This is a genomic window from Bacteroides galacturonicus, from assembly GCF_003096855.1.
GTDB lineage: Bacteria > Bacillota > Clostridia > Lachnospirales > Lachnospiraceae > Lachnospira > Lachnospira rogosae.
Window position 1 is genome coordinate 27,538 of the sequence record NZ_QEOA01000005.1, and the last position, 15,403, is coordinate 42,940.

14 protein-coding genes are annotated in these 15,403 nt (G+C 35.9%); 4 read left to right on the forward strand and 10 right to left on the reverse strand.

Going from position 1 to position 15,403, the window contains the following annotated elements:
- Window positions 1-234: 234 nt before the first annotated feature.
- On the forward strand, window positions 235-1,089 hold the full coding sequence (locus C7390_RS07000) for a prephenate dehydrogenase (RefSeq protein WP_055306681.1): 855 nt from the start codon (window positions 235-237) through the stop codon (window positions 1,087-1,089).
- Between the two features lie 118 nt (window positions 1,090-1,207).
- Here C7390_RS07000 and C7390_RS07005 read toward each other — a convergent pair whose 3' ends face one another.
- The 7 genes from C7390_RS07005 to C7390_RS07035 all read right to left on the reverse strand — a co-directional run bounded on the left by C7390_RS07005 (window position 1,208) and on the right by C7390_RS07035 (window position 8,327).
- Window positions 1,208-1,471: a Txe/YoeB family addiction module toxin gene (locus C7390_RS07005; RefSeq protein ID WP_055306682.1), complete on the reverse strand. Its 264-nt coding sequence runs from the start codon at window positions 1,469-1,471 to the stop codon at window positions 1,208-1,210.
- Complete coding sequence (locus C7390_RS07010; protein ID WP_022503109.1) at window positions 1,468-1,728, reverse strand: type II toxin-antitoxin system RelB/DinJ family antitoxin; 261 nt, start codon at window positions 1,726-1,728, stop codon at window positions 1,468-1,470. Before C7390_RS07010 ends, C7390_RS07005 begins: the two co-directional genes overlap by 4 nt.
- An 84-nt stretch (window positions 1,729-1,812) precedes the next feature.
- The gene (locus C7390_RS07015; RefSeq protein ID WP_022503110.1) at window positions 1,813-3,420 is read right to left on the reverse strand and encodes a nucleoside kinase; all 1,608 of its coding nucleotides are present in this window, start codon (window positions 3,418-3,420) and stop codon (window positions 1,813-1,815) included.
- Window positions 3,421-4,233, reverse strand: a complete 813-nt coding sequence (locus tag C7390_RS07020) for a tRNA (adenine(22)-N(1))-methyltransferase (protein WP_022503111.1) — start codon at window positions 4,231-4,233, stop codon at window positions 3,421-3,423.
- A 28-nt stretch (window positions 4,234-4,261) separates the two neighbouring features.
- Window positions 4,262-5,524: an RNA polymerase sigma factor RpoD gene (rpoD, locus tag C7390_RS07025; RefSeq protein WP_318295595.1), complete on the reverse strand. Its 1,263-nt coding sequence runs from the start codon at window positions 5,522-5,524 to the stop codon at window positions 4,262-4,264.
- Window positions 5,525-5,549: 25 nt separating this feature from the next.
- A complete protein-coding gene (gene dnaG, locus C7390_RS07030; RefSeq protein ID WP_318255996.1) occupies window positions 5,550-7,304 on the reverse strand; it encodes a DNA primase in 1,755 nt (584 codons plus the stop codon).
- A 15-nt stretch (window positions 7,305-7,319) separates the two neighbouring features.
- Window positions 7,320-8,327 carry a deoxyguanosinetriphosphate triphosphohydrolase gene (locus tag C7390_RS07035; protein ID WP_090141416.1) on the reverse strand — a complete coding sequence of 336 codons (1,008 nt, stop codon included), beginning with the start codon at window positions 8,325-8,327 and terminating at the stop codon, window positions 7,320-7,322.
- A 343-nt stretch (window positions 8,328-8,670) separates the two neighbouring features.
- Here C7390_RS07035 and C7390_RS07040 point away from each other — a divergent pair, with 343 nt between their 5' ends.
- Together C7390_RS07040 and C7390_RS07045 are read left to right on the forward strand one after the other, a co-directional pair.
- On the forward strand, window positions 8,671-9,537 hold the full coding sequence (locus C7390_RS07040) for a FliH/SctL family protein (RefSeq protein WP_116443851.1): 867 nt from the start codon (window positions 8,671-8,673) through the stop codon (window positions 9,535-9,537).
- Window positions 9,538-9,881: 344 nt separating this feature from the next.
- Window positions 9,882-10,976: an RpnC/YadD family protein gene (locus C7390_RS07045; protein ID WP_116443852.1), complete on the forward strand. Its 1,095-nt coding sequence runs from the start codon at window positions 9,882-9,884 to the stop codon at window positions 10,974-10,976.
- A 133-nt stretch (window positions 10,977-11,109) separates the two neighbouring features.
- On the opposite strand, the gene C7390_RS07050 is transcribed toward C7390_RS07045, so the two are convergent.
- Together C7390_RS07050 and C7390_RS07055 are read right to left on the reverse strand one after the other, a co-directional pair.
- The gene (locus tag C7390_RS07050; protein ID WP_116443853.1) at window positions 11,110-12,606 is read right to left on the reverse strand and encodes a flagellin N-terminal helical domain-containing protein; all 1,497 of its coding nucleotides are present in this window, start codon (window positions 12,604-12,606) and stop codon (window positions 11,110-11,112) included.
- A gap of 131 nt (window positions 12,607-12,737) precedes the next feature.
- Window positions 12,738-13,064, reverse strand: a complete 327-nt coding sequence (locus C7390_RS07055) for a carbon storage regulator (RefSeq protein WP_055306685.1) — start codon at window positions 13,062-13,064, stop codon at window positions 12,738-12,740.
- An 83-nt stretch (window positions 13,065-13,147) separates the two neighbouring features.
- Here C7390_RS07055 and C7390_RS07060 point away from each other — a divergent pair, with 83 nt between their 5' ends.
- On the forward strand, window positions 13,148-13,726 hold the full coding sequence (locus tag C7390_RS07060; protein WP_055176000.1) for a tyrosine-type recombinase/integrase: 579 nt from the start codon (window positions 13,148-13,150) through the stop codon (window positions 13,724-13,726).
- A gap of 377 nt (window positions 13,727-14,103) precedes the next feature.
- Here C7390_RS07060 and C7390_RS07065 read toward each other — a convergent pair whose 3' ends face one another.
- Complete coding sequence (locus tag C7390_RS07065; protein ID WP_055176002.1) at window positions 14,104-15,381, reverse strand: HlyC/CorC family transporter; 1,278 nt, start codon at window positions 15,379-15,381, stop codon at window positions 14,104-14,106.
- Window positions 15,382-15,403: the final 22 nt, after the last annotated feature.

Consider the following 15,403-nt stretch of genomic DNA (forward strand, 5'->3'; position numbering starts at 1 on the left):
CACCATTATATTCAACGCTATCAGAAATAACTTAATTTATACGTATTATTTTATGAACATTTTTGACAAATTTTATCAAAAGCCGTTTAATTACTTTAAATATATTTAGTTTCAGCCTTTACACTGTCGCTTTAAAGTGCTAAAATCTATAACAACCATTATATTTTAATGATTTTAATTACACACAAACATCATATTTATTATTAAATTATAAGAAACGAGGTTAAGTATATTATGGATTGTAAAGTTGGTTTTATAGGCTTCGGACTTATCGCTGGCTCTATAGCACACGCACTCAGGGAATCGGGCAATAATTATAATATAATTGCAACAAGCAGAAGACTTGAGCCTGTGTATAAAGCAAAGGAAGACGGAGTTGTTGATGAAGTACTTGACTGCGTTGATGATAGATTTGCTAATTGTGATTTTATAATTCTGTGCACACCGGTAATAACGATGAATGACTACCTTAAGCAGTTAAAAGCTATCGTTAAAAGCGGCTGTATTATAACTGATGTCGGAAGTGTTAAGACTTCTATACATAACACTGTTAAAGAGCTTGATATGGAAGATGTATTTATAGGCGGCCACCCTATGGCAGGCTCTGAACTTACAGGCTATGCTAATTCTTCATCAGCAATTATGAAAAATGCACGCTATGTAATCACTCCAACATCAAAGACTACTAATGAACAGCTTGAACGCTTCAAAGCACTTGTGTATGATATGAAAGCCAATCCTATTGTTATGGGCTACACAATTCACGACAAAAGCGTAGCCGCAATAAGCCACCTTCCACACCTCATATCTACAGCACTTGTAAAGCTCGTATCTGAGCAGGATGACAACGACAAGCATATGCAGATGTTAGCGGCTGGAAGCTTTCGCGATATGACAAGGGTAGCCGCTTCATCTCCTGAAATGTGGGATCAGATATGTGCTTCTAACTCAGAAGATATAAGCGTACTGCTTGGCGATTATATCGACATATTAAGTGAAATTAAGAAGAATATTGATAACAAAACTCCAAGGTATGTTAATGAACTTTTTGAAATGTCCAGGGAGTATAAGAATTCGTTTAGGAAATAGTATATGTTATATATAGCTATATAACAATTTCTATTGTTTTCATTACAAGTTAATTTCAAAAGAATACTCGGTCACAACCGAGTCGGTTGTGACCGAGTATTCTTTTACTCCATATTTTCTACTTATCCCTATAGTGCGTTCCACATTGTATGATTTCAATATTATTATTTTCTATTCTGAAAACAATCCTATTCTTCTCATCAATTCTAACACTCCAATATCCTTGTAAATTGCCACTAAGAGGCTCTGGCTTTCCTATACATTGATATCCATTTCTGTCAATATCCATCAATAATCTATTTATCTTTTTTAGCATCTTCTTATCCTGTGTCTGCCAATTAAGATATTCTTCCCAAGCCTCATCTCCCCATAATTTTCTCACTCATCCTCCTCTATTAATTCGTGCTCCTTTAAAGTACTTTTACCTGAACGTATATTTGCCACACGTCTTTCCAATTCTTCTATATTATACTTACTATAGAATGGGTCAGCTGTAAGTTCAAAAGGAATACGGTTTTCCCTGACAACTGTTTTTAAGAATATATTAATTGCTGTTGACATACTTAGTCCTATTTCGTCTAATGTTTTCTCTGCTTTATGCTTTATCTCATCATCTACACGTAAACTAATCTGTGCCATAATATTCACTCCCTTCTGTATAATAATTATAATATTTTCCGCCACACTATGCAAGCATTTGTATATACATTTGCTATTATTTTTCTAAACCCTAAAACATCCTCCCCCAATAAATTCTCTCATTATAGAATTAATCGGAACATTGTCTGCCTGACAAGGAAGGAAGTACGCTAAGAACTTAAGCAACCTCTTGGCTTCCTGATATTCTGGGTCATCTTCTGTTATTGAGAAAAGTAAAGGCTCTACTATTGGCTTTAATATACATAGCTCATATGCCATAGCCGAATTAAACATAGCATCTGCTTCTTCCTGAAATGGAAAGATATTCTTTTCTTCACCTTTTCTAACCGACTCCCACATTGAAAGTGTTCTCTTGGCAGAAGCTCCTCTTGTTCTGTAATCCCTTGCCATACGTCTTATAAGACGTCCATCTGTTGTAGCAACTCTGTTATGCTCGTCAACATTAAGCTGTGTAAGTGCACTTATATAGATTTTAAACTTGCTTTCAACTGGAAGTGCGTAGGATAATTCATCATTAAGGCAGTGTATACCCTCAATAACAAGAATATCTTCTTCCCCAAGCTGTATATAATCACCATTGTATTCTTTCCTTCCTGTAAGGAAATTAAACTGAGGTATCTCAACCTTTTCACCTCTTAGCAATGCATTCATATGGTCATTAAAAAGCTTTATGTCTATTGCATGTAAATCCTCAAAATTGTACTCTCCATTTTCATCAACAGGTGTCTGCTCTCTCTCCACGAAATAATTATCAACCCCAATTGCGTGTGGCTTAAATCCACTTGCTCTTAACTGTATAGATAATCTGTGTGAAAATGTTGTCTTTCCAGATGAAGATGGTCCGGCTATCATAATGAATTTAACGCCTTCCCTTTCTTTTATCTGATTAACAATCTCAACAATCTTCTGCTCCTGTAACGCTTCCTGAACAAGAATAAGTGAATTAATATCCCCGCTTATTATATGCTTATTCAATGATGCAACTGTATCAACACCAAGCATATCTGCCCACTCGCTTCTTTCCATAAGTACATTAAAAAGCTTAGCCTGTGGTGCAAATTCCGGCACTGTTTCCGGATTTTCTTTAGTTGGCAACTGAAGAACAAAGCCCTTATCATACTGGAATATGTCAAATGTCTTTAATATTCCTGTATTAGCTGCCATATAACCATAGAAGTAATCGTAATAACCCTCTATGCTGTATACATTAACATAAGAACTAATTCTATATTTGAATAACTGTGTCTTATCTTCCATTCCGAACTTCTTGAACAGCTTAATAGCCTCTGATGTCTTCATTCCCTGCTTCTTAATAGGCAGGTTTTTCTTAACATCAGCTCTCATAACTTCTTTTACTTTATTAAGAAATTCTTCTGTAATCTCAAAATCACCCTTTATATCGCAATAAAGACCTTTGCTAAGAGAGAATTCAACTGTAACTCTCTTGATTTTATTATCTGTATCAAGCTTATGTATTGCATTGAGCATTAAAAGAAGTACGCTTCTTTTATACGCCTCATTACCCATAGTTTCTCCTACAGTAATAAATTCCACCTTTTCATCCGTTATATCCATATCTGATATCTCTGTAAGCTTGCCGTTGACATTAGCAAGAATAATATCATATTTGTAATCTTTTGCGGCTTCTGCTGCCATCTGTGATAAAAGCATTTATTGCTCCTTCCATCTTCCTAACGCCTTATTAATAACAGCAATATCTTCATCAATAGCCTTGATTCTATTCTTCACAGACACTGACTGTTCTTTATTAAGAAGATTATCTCTAATATTATTACAACTCATAAGTTCTTTATTAAGATACTCATAAAGCACTTCTGACTTATTATCAAGAAGGTATTTTCCATATCTTAATTCTTCCTCAGTGTAAGCTGTAATCTTTTTTTCATTATTATTCTTTTCATTATTATTCTGATTATCATTTTTATAAATGTCATCTGCATTAACAACATTTTTATTAAAATGCTGTTCATATGGCGTGTTGTATACACAGTCAAATATAAAGTAATATTTTCCGTCTTCTAATAGAATATGTTCTGACTTAATATCTATGCCAGCTTCTAAAAGATATGCACGGAAATCCCTTAATTCTGACTGTGCAGATAAGACAAGCTGGGTATTATACCCAAGCTTGTCTATACCTGCCTGTAATATACTCTTCATAAGCTTTCCGCCCATACCGCATATAGTTACTGTATCAACGTCACCTTTATTAATACCTTTAAGCCCGTCACAAAGCTGTGTAGTTATCTTATCTGAAAGTCCATATTCATCAATGTGCAGCTGTGCACGTCTTAATGGTTCTTTTCTTACATCACATGCATATACTTTATTACTTATTCCATTCTGGACAAGATATATTGGAAGATATGCATGATCTGTGCCGATATCTGCTACTCTTGCACCTTTATTAACAAGGCTTGCAGCACATTTTAATCTCTCAGATATATTAATAATATTGTTCATACATTTTCCTTGTTATCTTATTGGTTAATTAGTCAAGATAATCCTTAAGCTTGCGGCTTCTGCTTGGGTGTCTTAACTTTCTTAATGCCTTAGCTTCAATCTGTCTTATACGCTCTCTTGTAACATTGAATTCTTTACCAACTTCTTCAAGAGTTCTTGCTCTTCCATCGTCCATTCCAAAACGAAGTCTTAATACCTTCTGCTCTCTGTCTGTAAGTGTTCCAAGAACTTCTACAAGCTGTTCCTTAAGAAGTGTTGAAGCTGCTGCCTCTGCTGGTACTGGAACATTATCATCCTGAATAAAGTCACCAAGGTGGCTGTCTTCCTCTTCACCGATAGGTGTTTCAAGTGAAACCGGCTCTTGTGAAATCTTCTGGATTTCCCTCACTCTCTCAACCGGGATATCCATAGTCTCTGCTATTTCTTCAGGAGATGGTTCTCTTCCTAATTCCTGTAAAAGCTGTCTTTGTACTCTTACAAGCTTGTTGATAGTTTCTACCATATGAACTGGAATACGGATTGTTCTTGCCTGGTCAGCAATAGCTCTTGTAATAGCCTGTCTTATCCACCATGTAGCATATGTTGAGAACTTATATCCCTTACGGTAATCGAACTTTTCAACAGCCTTAATAAGACCGAGGTTACCTTCCTGAATAAGGTCAAGGAACTGCATTCCTCTTCCAACATAACGTTTTGCAATACTTACAACAAGACGTAAGTTAGCCTCGGCAAGTCTTTTCTTAGCTTCCTCATCACCCTGTTCCATTCTCTTAGCGTACTCAATCTCTTCCTCTGCACTTAAAAGTGGGACTTTACCAATCTCTTTTAAGTACATTCTTACAGGATCTTCAAGGCCAATACCATCTGGTACAGATAAATCAATCTTTTCAATATCTATATCATCTTCATCATCAAGAAGGATATCGTCCTCCTCAACTTCATCATCATTCATCTTAACATCTACATTACAAGCTTCAAGGAATTCAAATACCTTTTCCATTTTATCTGCTTCAAAATCAGTATCCTGAAAATAGTTCATAATCTCCTTATAATCAAGGACATTCTTTTTCTTCTTGGCTATTGCAAGTATTCCCCTGCATTTTTCCATAAACTTTTCCTGAATAGCCTGTGCTTTTTCTTCTTCTGTAAGTTCAGCTTCTGCACCTTCCTTGCCTTTTCTTGGCTTCTTGGCTGTGCTTTTAGCACCTTCTTCGTCTGATTTCTTCTTTCTTGTTGCTTTTTTAGTTTCTTTTACTTCTTCTTCGATTAAGTTTTCTTTCTTATCTGCCATTACAATGGTCCACCTTTCGCATATATTACAAATTAATATGAATATTATTAAGCTTCATCTGCTGATTGATAATGTCCTGCATAGCTCTTGCATCTGTAGCATTATCAAGCTTAGTATCAAGACTATTCTTCTTGACCTTTATAACTGTATCATTAAGCGTCTTCTCCCTCTCAAGCTTATTAAGGGAGTCACTTAATTCTGCACTAAACATAGCCGCTATTTCATTGTGCATACTTGTATCCATATATGAACTGATAATCGCCGCAGGATTAATCTGCCCACTCTCGTATTGTTCATATATCTTAGCTGCTACATCTTTAAATACCGGATCTACAAAATCATCAGGACTTATAAACTTACTGACCTTCTCATAAATGTCACCATCTTCAATCATCCACGTCAGCAAAATCTTCTCTGCCTGTCTTACGCCATTTTCGCGTTTCTTCCTTATAGGAGTATTCTCCTTAGCCGTATATGTGTCGTGCTTTGCCATAATGCCTTCATTGCTTCCAAGCCTTATGACCATATCCCTCATTCCGTCTTCCGGAATCATATACTGCCTGCACACCGCCTTAAGATAATTCTCCCTCTCAAGCTTTTCCTTAAATACAACAAGCCTGGAAGCTACTTCTTTCTCAAATGACGTTTCGCCCTCAGGATCACTTCTGTTATAATTCTTCTCTATTATTCCAATTTCATACATAAAGCTGTTCTGTGCCTTATCTATTCTGTCCTGAAAGCTTTCTGTACCTAATGCCTTGATGAATTCATCAGGGTCTTTATATGGCCGCATATTAATAACTCTTGTGGACAAACCTGCCTCTTTAAGTATCGGAATTGCCCTTAACGCAGCTTTCACACCTGCCTCATCACTATCATAGGTTATAAGAACATTGTCAGTATACCTTTTCATAAGTCGTGCGTGTCCCGGTGTCAGTGCCGTTCCAAGCGATGCCACTGCCTGCGTAAATCCAGCCTGATGAAGGGATATTACATCCATATAGCCCTCACATATTATAAGGTTATTCTTTCTTGCTGTTCTTGCCGCATTCAGCCCATACAAATTCCTGCTTTTATCAAACAGCTTGGTCTCTGGCGAATTAAGATACTTAGGCTTCGCATCTCCCATTACTCTTCCGCCAAAGCCTATAACCTTATTGTTAATGTCCATTATAGGAAATATTACCCTGTTCCAGAACTTATCCCTCACACCTTTTTCATATGTAAAAAGGCCCGATTCTTTTAAAATCTCATCATCATAGCCTTTATCCTTTAACATACGATACAGCTCACCCGTTGACTGCGGTGCAAATCCAAGTCCAAAGCTGTTAATAGTCTTATCCGACAGACCTCTCTTTACAAGGTAATCAAGCCCCGACTTTCCAGCTTCTGACTTTAACTGATGATAATAATAAGTCGCCGCTATTTTATTAATCTCTAAAAGCCTTGTCTTTATATCCCTGTCTTTTCTGTCCTCTGCGGAGTAATCAGTCTCAGGAAGTTCCATTCCTGCACGTTCTCCAAGCATTTTTACTGCTTCTGGAAATGTATAATTCTCATATTCCATTACAAATGTTATTACATTTCCTCCAACTCCACAGCCAAAGCAGTGATACATCTGCTTCGTGCCAGACACAGAAAATGACGGTGACTTCTCATTATGGAATGGACAAAGCCCTACATATGAACTGCCATTTTTCTTAAGTTTTATATATCCTGAAATAACATCAACTATATCATTTCTTGATATTACCTCTTCTATTACTTCACTTGAATACATTATTAACTCTTCTTTCTAGCCTTTCCAGGCTTTAGGAACAAATATATTCTCAAACCTGCTTATAGAATACTGGTCGCTCATTCCTGCTATATAATCGCATACAACCCGCTCTGGCTTCTCGCCTCTTTCATATATGAAGCGTTTGTAATTGTCAGGAAGCTCCTCAATATTATCAATATAATAATTATAAAGTTCTGTTATGAGCTTGCACACCTTAACTTCCTCGCTCTTTGCGGCTGGATTGGTATACAATTTGTCAAACATAAACTGCCTTAAATCTGTCATCGCCTTATGTACCGTATCAGACATTATAATATCATCCTTGTCAATACTGCACTTTATTATATCGCTTATAAGCGTATTAAGCCTGCTCTTGGTAGTTGTTCCCAACACGTCTGTATATTCCTTAGGTATATAGTCCTCGGAAAATATCCTTGCCCTTATGGCATCATCTATATCGTGGTTGATGTATGCAATCTTATCGGAAAGCCTTACTACCTTGCCTTCCAGCGTTGATGGGCGGCCTGCTGTTCTATGATTAACAATGCCATCTCTTACTTCCCACGTAAGATTAAGTCCTGCTCCATCTTTTTCCAAGAATTCAACAACTCTTATGCTCTGCCTGTAATGACTGAACCCTAACGGACATATCTCATTAAGCGTTCTCTCACCTGCGTGTCCAAATGGCGTATGCCCCAGATCATGTCCCAGTGCAATAGCTTCTGTCAAATCTTCGTTAAGTCTTAACGCTCTTGAAATGCTTCTTGCTATCTGGGCAACCTCCAGCGTATGGGTAAGTCTTGTCCTGTAATGATCTCCCTCTGGTGCAAGAAATACCTGTGTCTTATGCTTCAGTCTTCTAAATGACTTACTATGTAATATTCTATCCCTGTCCCTTTGATAAATCGTGCGCATATCGCACTGTGGCTCTGGCTTATCCCTGCCCCTTGATTCATCACTGAAACTGGCATATGGACTCATATACTCGTGTTCTCTGCTCTCCTGCTGTTCTCTGATATTCATACTTCACCCTCATTTCTGCGCAATACATAATCACGCATACAAACGCCAAAAAACTGCCTACTTTTTAAATATTCAACAAAAACAGATAATTTCCTTTTTTTATTTTTCATCTTTTTAGTATTGCATTTGTATTGTATGTATGTTATATATAATATATATTACGCGTAATATTTTATTATAATGATATATCATTAGTCTTAATTATCTAGTGCATAGCCAGCACAAATAACAATATTGTTCTTCTTGTCATAACTTTTTCCCAATGATAGAATATAGACATAATGACACGAATTACACTAATGTAGACGATTTAACTGTTACCACCCTTAAAGGTGGCGTGTATATGAAGTATAAAAACGATGCTTCATTTGTGTTCGGACAGGATTTGTATATGTTTGAACAGCAGTCAAGCCGCAATCCTAATATGCCGTTGCGATTTCTGCACTATTTATCTGATGTGTACAGACAGATGTATACCAATAGTGATTTACACAGGAGTACAATGCTTAAAATCCCAGTACCACATTTCGTTACATTTTATAACGGTAAACAGCCGCTTGAAGCAGAGAGTATTCTTCGATTATCTGATATGTATGAGAAGGAAATTGACTGTCCAGAGTTAGAGCTTATGGTAAGGGTTATTAATATTAACACGGGAGCTATTATTAATAAAAAATTATTGGACACTGAAAAGAACCATATTATTAATGGTACTAATCAATCAGATGAGTTTCATAATTCTAATAATAAAGTCAGTTCAGATAACACTAATTCATTTACATACAGCTCTGAATTTCTTTCTAAATGCGAAACTCTTAAGGACTATATGTCATTCGTTAATAAAGTGCGTGTTAAGACAGATGTTGAAAGGCTTGATATCCGTACTGCTGTTACCGAAGCGGTTGATGAGTGTATTGCTGAGAATGTATTGTCGGAATTTTTTAGAAATCACAGGGAGGAAGTGATTGCTGTAAGCATTTATGAATACGATGAGGAAGGTCATCTTGAAATCGTTAAGGAAGAAGGCAGGCAATTGGGTATCGCTGAGGGTAGACAACTTGGACTTGCAGAAGGCTTAAATAAAGGTATCAATGCTTTTATAAAACTATGTAAAGATATGAACCTATCAGATGATGACATCGTTAATAAACTGATTGAAGATTACCAGCTATCCAAAGATGAAGCTGTCAAAGCCTTAAAGAACCATTAACTACTTGTGTATATAACACTTTAACCTAGGTACAACACTCAATATAATTCAGTTATAAATATTGGGTGTTGTATGTAAATAATCTTTATTTACAGATAATCTTATAACATTTTATATATTAAATATTAATGCTACATAGACTATTTATAAATATCTATATCAAATATCCAGCTATCATATTTAACAATCAATAAAACAACCACTTATAATGCAACATTTTTAATATGCTTGTCATACATATTTACTAATGATAATATAAAGATATGAATTCTTCAATTTAAAGTAATTGTGTTTTATTGAACTAAATATGATATCTAACATTATTTACCAAGATTGGAGAACTTATGAGAAAATTAAATAATTATACTAACAATACTAAGCAAGCTTTACACCCACAAAATAACAGTATAAATGCTGGTGCAATCAGACAATCAACTGAAATAAGGCAATATAAAGACAATGTATTCTGTCTTTTATATAGGGATAAGAATAATCTGCTTGACCTTTATAATGGATTAAATGACACAAATTACACTAATGTAAACGATTTAACTGTTACCACCCTTAAAGGTGGCGTATATATGAAGTATAAAAACGATGCTTCATTTGTGTTCGGGCAGGATTTGTATATGTTTGAACAGCAGTCAAGCCGTAATCCTAATATGCCGTTGCGATTTCTGCACTATTTATCTGATGTATACAGACAGATGTATAACAATAGTGATTTGCACAGGAGTACAACGCTTAAAATTCCAGTACCGCATTTCGTTACATTTTATAATGGAAAGCAGCCGCTTGAAGCAGAAAGTATTCTTCGATTATCGGATATGTATGAGAAGAACATAGATTGTCCGGAGTTGGAGCTTATGGTAAGGGTTATTAATATTAACACTGATAATAATGCGGGTAATAAATCCCGTACTTTTAATTCTAATATTAATGATAATTCTGTTAGCAATTCTAATATACATACATATAGTTCTGAATTTCTTTCTAAATGCGAAACGCTTAAGGACTATATGATATTTGTTAATAAAGTGCGTGTTAAGACCGATGTTGAGAAGATTGATATCCGCACTGCTGTTACTGAGGCAGTTGATGAATGTATAGCTGAAAATGTATTGTCTGAATTTTTTAGAAATCACAGGGAGGAAGTGATTACTGTGAGCATTTATGAATATGACGAAGAAGGTCATCTTGAAATCGTTAAGGAAGAAGGACGGCAATTGGGTATCGCTGAGGGTAAACAGCTCGGATTGGCTCAAGGTAGACAAATTGGATTTAATGAGGGCAAGCAACTCGAACTTACCAAAGGTATCAACGCTTTTATCAAATTATGCAAAGATATGAACCTATCAGATGATGACACTGTTAATAAACTCATTGAAGATTACCAACTATCCAAAGATGAAGCTGTCAACGCTGTAAAGAATTATTAATACAAAAACAACCCCAACATATGTGCATGGAACATATTGCGGGGTTGTTTTTATGTAATTTTTAATAATCTAATTTTGATTATTCAGGCTTTTTTATTTTGCTTGATTAACCTAGTAGTAATACGCTAATTGATTACTGAAGAAGTGTAAGAACACCCTGGTTAGACTGATTAGCCTGTGCAAGCATAGACTGTCCAGCCTGTGCAAGAATGTTGTTCTTGCTGTAGTTAACCATTTCTTCTGCCATATCTGTATCACGGATACGTGACTCAGCTGTCTGAAGGTTCTCAGAAGCTGTATCAAGGTTGTTGATTGTATGCTCAAGTCTGTTCTGAACAGCACCCATCTGACCTCTTGCCTTAGATACCTTCTTGATAGCTGCATCGATAGTTGTAGTAGCTGTCTTAGCCTTATCCTGTGTACTTAAATCAACCTTACCAGCACCTACACCAAGTGCGTCAGCGCTCATATCATCAAGAGTGAAGTTCATTGTCTGGCCTTCGTTAGCACCAATCTGAAGCTCAATACCCTTGCCTGTAGCTGTAGCTGATGGCTTTAAGCTTAATGCACCATTTCCATCACTCTCAGCCGCAATACCTGTCTTAGAATTGATCAATGCAGCCATAGCCTTACCAGCATCTTCATCTACGGTTGCCTTTGCTACAACATAATTAACATCTTTATTATTATCACCTAACTTAGATGCATCTGTAACATATGCGAACTTTTCACCATTAACTGTAAATATTGAGTCTTCAATATTTTTGTCTTTAGCTCCATCATATACCTGAATATTTTCTGATATTTTATTATATGCTTCTGTACCTGGAGTTGATTTTGCTGGTGCTGCTGATGTTCCATCCTGAGATACTAAAGCAATGCTTGGTGTTACTCCAGCTTCCTTAGCTGTGAAAGTAATAGCTCCAGTTGTTGTATCACTCGTAATATCAAACGTATCTGCAAGACTTGTTTTCTTTAATTCAGTTACAATTGATGCAGCATCTTTTGCTTTGTCATTCTGTCCTGTGACTGTAACTGATGTTGTAATTGCATTACCATTCTTATCTAATGTTGTTACTGAATATGTTGATTCCTTAGCAGCAGCAACTGCAGTTACTGCTGCTGTCGTAAATGTTGATTTTGTAGCTGGCTCTTCAGTAAGGTTACCTGCTGCACTCTTACTTACAGATACCTGAACCTTGCTTCCTGACTGAGAACCATCAAGTAACTTCATAGTGTTGAATTCTGTTGTATCAGAAATTCTTGTTAACTCGCTCTGAAGCTGTTCAATTTCGTTCTGAACTGCTTCTCTATCGTCATCTGTCTCTGTTCCGTTAGCTGCCTGTACTGAAAGCTCTCTCATTCTCTGAAGAATTGAATGTGATTCATTTAAAGCACCTTCAGCTGTCTGGATAAGTGAGATACCATCCTGAGCATTAGTTGAAGCCTGATTAAGACCTCTGATCTGTCCTCTCATCTTCTCTGAGATAGAAAGTCCTGCTGCATCATCCGCTGCACGGTTAATTCTATAACCTGATGATAACTTCTCTGTTGACTTTGACTGTGCAGATGAAACTCCGCTTAACATTCTGTTAGCATTCATAGCTGACATATTGTGTTGTACTACCATAGTATGTACCTCCGTGTAAATATAATATTTGTTCGGGAATCCGTTCCCATCTCCCTTACCGGGAATGTATTAGAACTGCTGGCATCAGCCTTTACAGTTAATACGCATATATAATAAACAGTGTTACCATGCTAACTCTGTATATTATCCTGACTGATGTCCTCTTTCCTATCTACAACCTGCTTATTCATCTTCTTATCTTCCCTTATAAGCCTGCGGATTTTGGAAAGTGTTTCAGGGGAAAGTCCACGTTCCGCATAATATGGAGATATATAGCGGGACTCTTTCTTATCCGAATTGGCGGTATTTCTTGCAAGAACCTTGCTTCTTACAATGTTGAGTTCCCTTGGGGCATCTATTAAAAGATGAATATTCCCTTCTGAGCCTCCTGAATAGATAACCCTTACATCATCGCCGATGTTGATGTACTCGCCGGGTTTGATTGTGAGCTTAAGCACATTAACCTCCTTGTCTATGCAACAAATTATTTCAAAATGTTGCATCAAATGTTGTATGCTATATGGTGAATGGAGGTATAAATATGAGCACAGCACAACCGATAAGAAATATTGATGAGCTGGAAGCATTTCGCAGATTTTATCTGGATAATGAGCCCAACTTAAGAAACTATGCCCTTATATGTTTAGGGGTAAATTCAGCATTAAGAATTAGTGATTTGCTCGAATTACGATGGAAAGATGTCTATGACATCAAGGAAAAACATTTTAGGAAGCATCTCGTAACAACCGAGAAAAAGACTGGTAAGGAGACACGGATAGCAATTAACAAAAGCACAAGAAAAGGGTTATCTAGGTATATGGAGAGCCTTGATGACGTAACAGGGGAGGGGTATATATTCCCAGGGAGATACGATAATACTGCATTAAGCCGTTCGCAGGCATTCCGTATTATCAAACACGCGGCTGATATTCTTAATCTTGAAAACGGAATAAGCTGCCATTCAATGCGTAAAACCTTCGGGTATTATGCTTGGAAATGTGGAACACCACCTGCAATTCTTATGGATATCTATAACCATTCATCTTATGAAATAACTAAAAGATACTTAGGAATTAAGCAGGACGATAAAGATTCTGTATTTTTAAAGGTTAATCTTTAAAAAGTTTCTAAAAAAGTCAATTTTTTTATAAAAAGGGGTAAAGTAATATGAAAAATAGACGATATAGAATATGTAAATAGGAATAAGATATTAATAATGGATGCAACATTTTGAAATAATTTGTTGCATCGTTTTTTATATAATGCTCAAATACGCAACAAAATATGAAATAAAAATATACAACAAAAAATGTGACTAAGCATTTACTTAATCACATTCTTCTATAAGTATATTAATTATATTCATATCAATGCACTAAGCCTCTGATATGATATTTTCTGACTTTGTTATAATATCCAGCAATTCTTGTGCAGCCTTTCAGTGCATATAAAGTTCCACAAAGAGCTTTTAAGATTAACACTTTGGTGTTCATTATATTATCTGTCATTAGTGTCTTTATTATCCGGCTGTATCTTTAATATAACTGACTCTGCCCTGTTTACCGAAGAACGTTCAACAAACAGCCATACATTATCAATTGTCAGCTTATCCCCGGCTTTAGGTATTCTGTCAAGCTTTTCTGATATAAATCCACCAAGCGAGTCATTATCCTGTGAGTACAACTTAGTTCCAAGCTCACTATTAATGTCATCAAGCTTGCACGATGCATTAATTCGATATGTATTATCCCTTATCTTAGTCATATCGTCTTTCTCATCTGTATCATACTCATCTCTGATTTCACCAACAATTTCCTCAAGCAAATCCTCAGTTGTTATCATACCAGCTATCTGTCCGTATTCATCAAGAACAATTGCAATACTGTATCTGTTAAGCTGCATTTCTTTAAACAGCTCAGATGTATTCTTATGTTCGTATGTAAAAAATGGTTTTCTCATTATATCTCTTATATTAAAGGTTTCGTCTTTTTTATCACCGACTATCAAATCTTTAATATTAAGTATACCGATTACATTATCTGAATCATTCTCGTATATCGGTATTCTTGTATACATTGTACTTTTAAATAATGTAATTATATCTTCATAAGATGAATTAACATCTGCAACTGTCATATCAATTCTTGGAATCATAACGTCTTTAACGCTTGTATCTCCAAAGTCAAACAGGTTATCAATAATCTGTCTTTCATCTTTCTCGATAATTCCTTCTTCATGGCTTACCTTTACTATTGTACGAAGCTCTTCCTCAGTAATAGTTGAATTCTTATCATTAGATTTAATGCCAAATATTCTTAATACTCCGCCAGCAAGATGATCAACTATAAATATCACTGGTGTCAATATAACCATAAGACCATATATAATTGGTGCATATAATAATGTAAGCTTAACAGAATAATATGTAGCAAGATTCTTTGGGGTTATTTCTCCGAATAAAAGAACGAAAAGTGTAAGAACACCAGTTGCTATTCCTGTAGCATAGCTTCCCCATACCTTTATTGTAAATGTAGTAACAAGTGCTGAGCAGGAAATATTAACAATGTTATTACCTATAAGTACGGCACTTAGCAGCTTTCCAGAATCATCTATAATCTTAGCAACTAAAGCTGCACGTTTGTTGCCCTCATCCATAAGCGAACGAATTTTCATCTTGCTTACAGTCATAAATGATGTCTCAGCTGACGAGAAAAATGCCGAAAGAAATAATAAAATAATAATAGTTATAAGTTGAATATAACTGTCCGTATCCAAGGAATTATTCCTCCATTCTTTT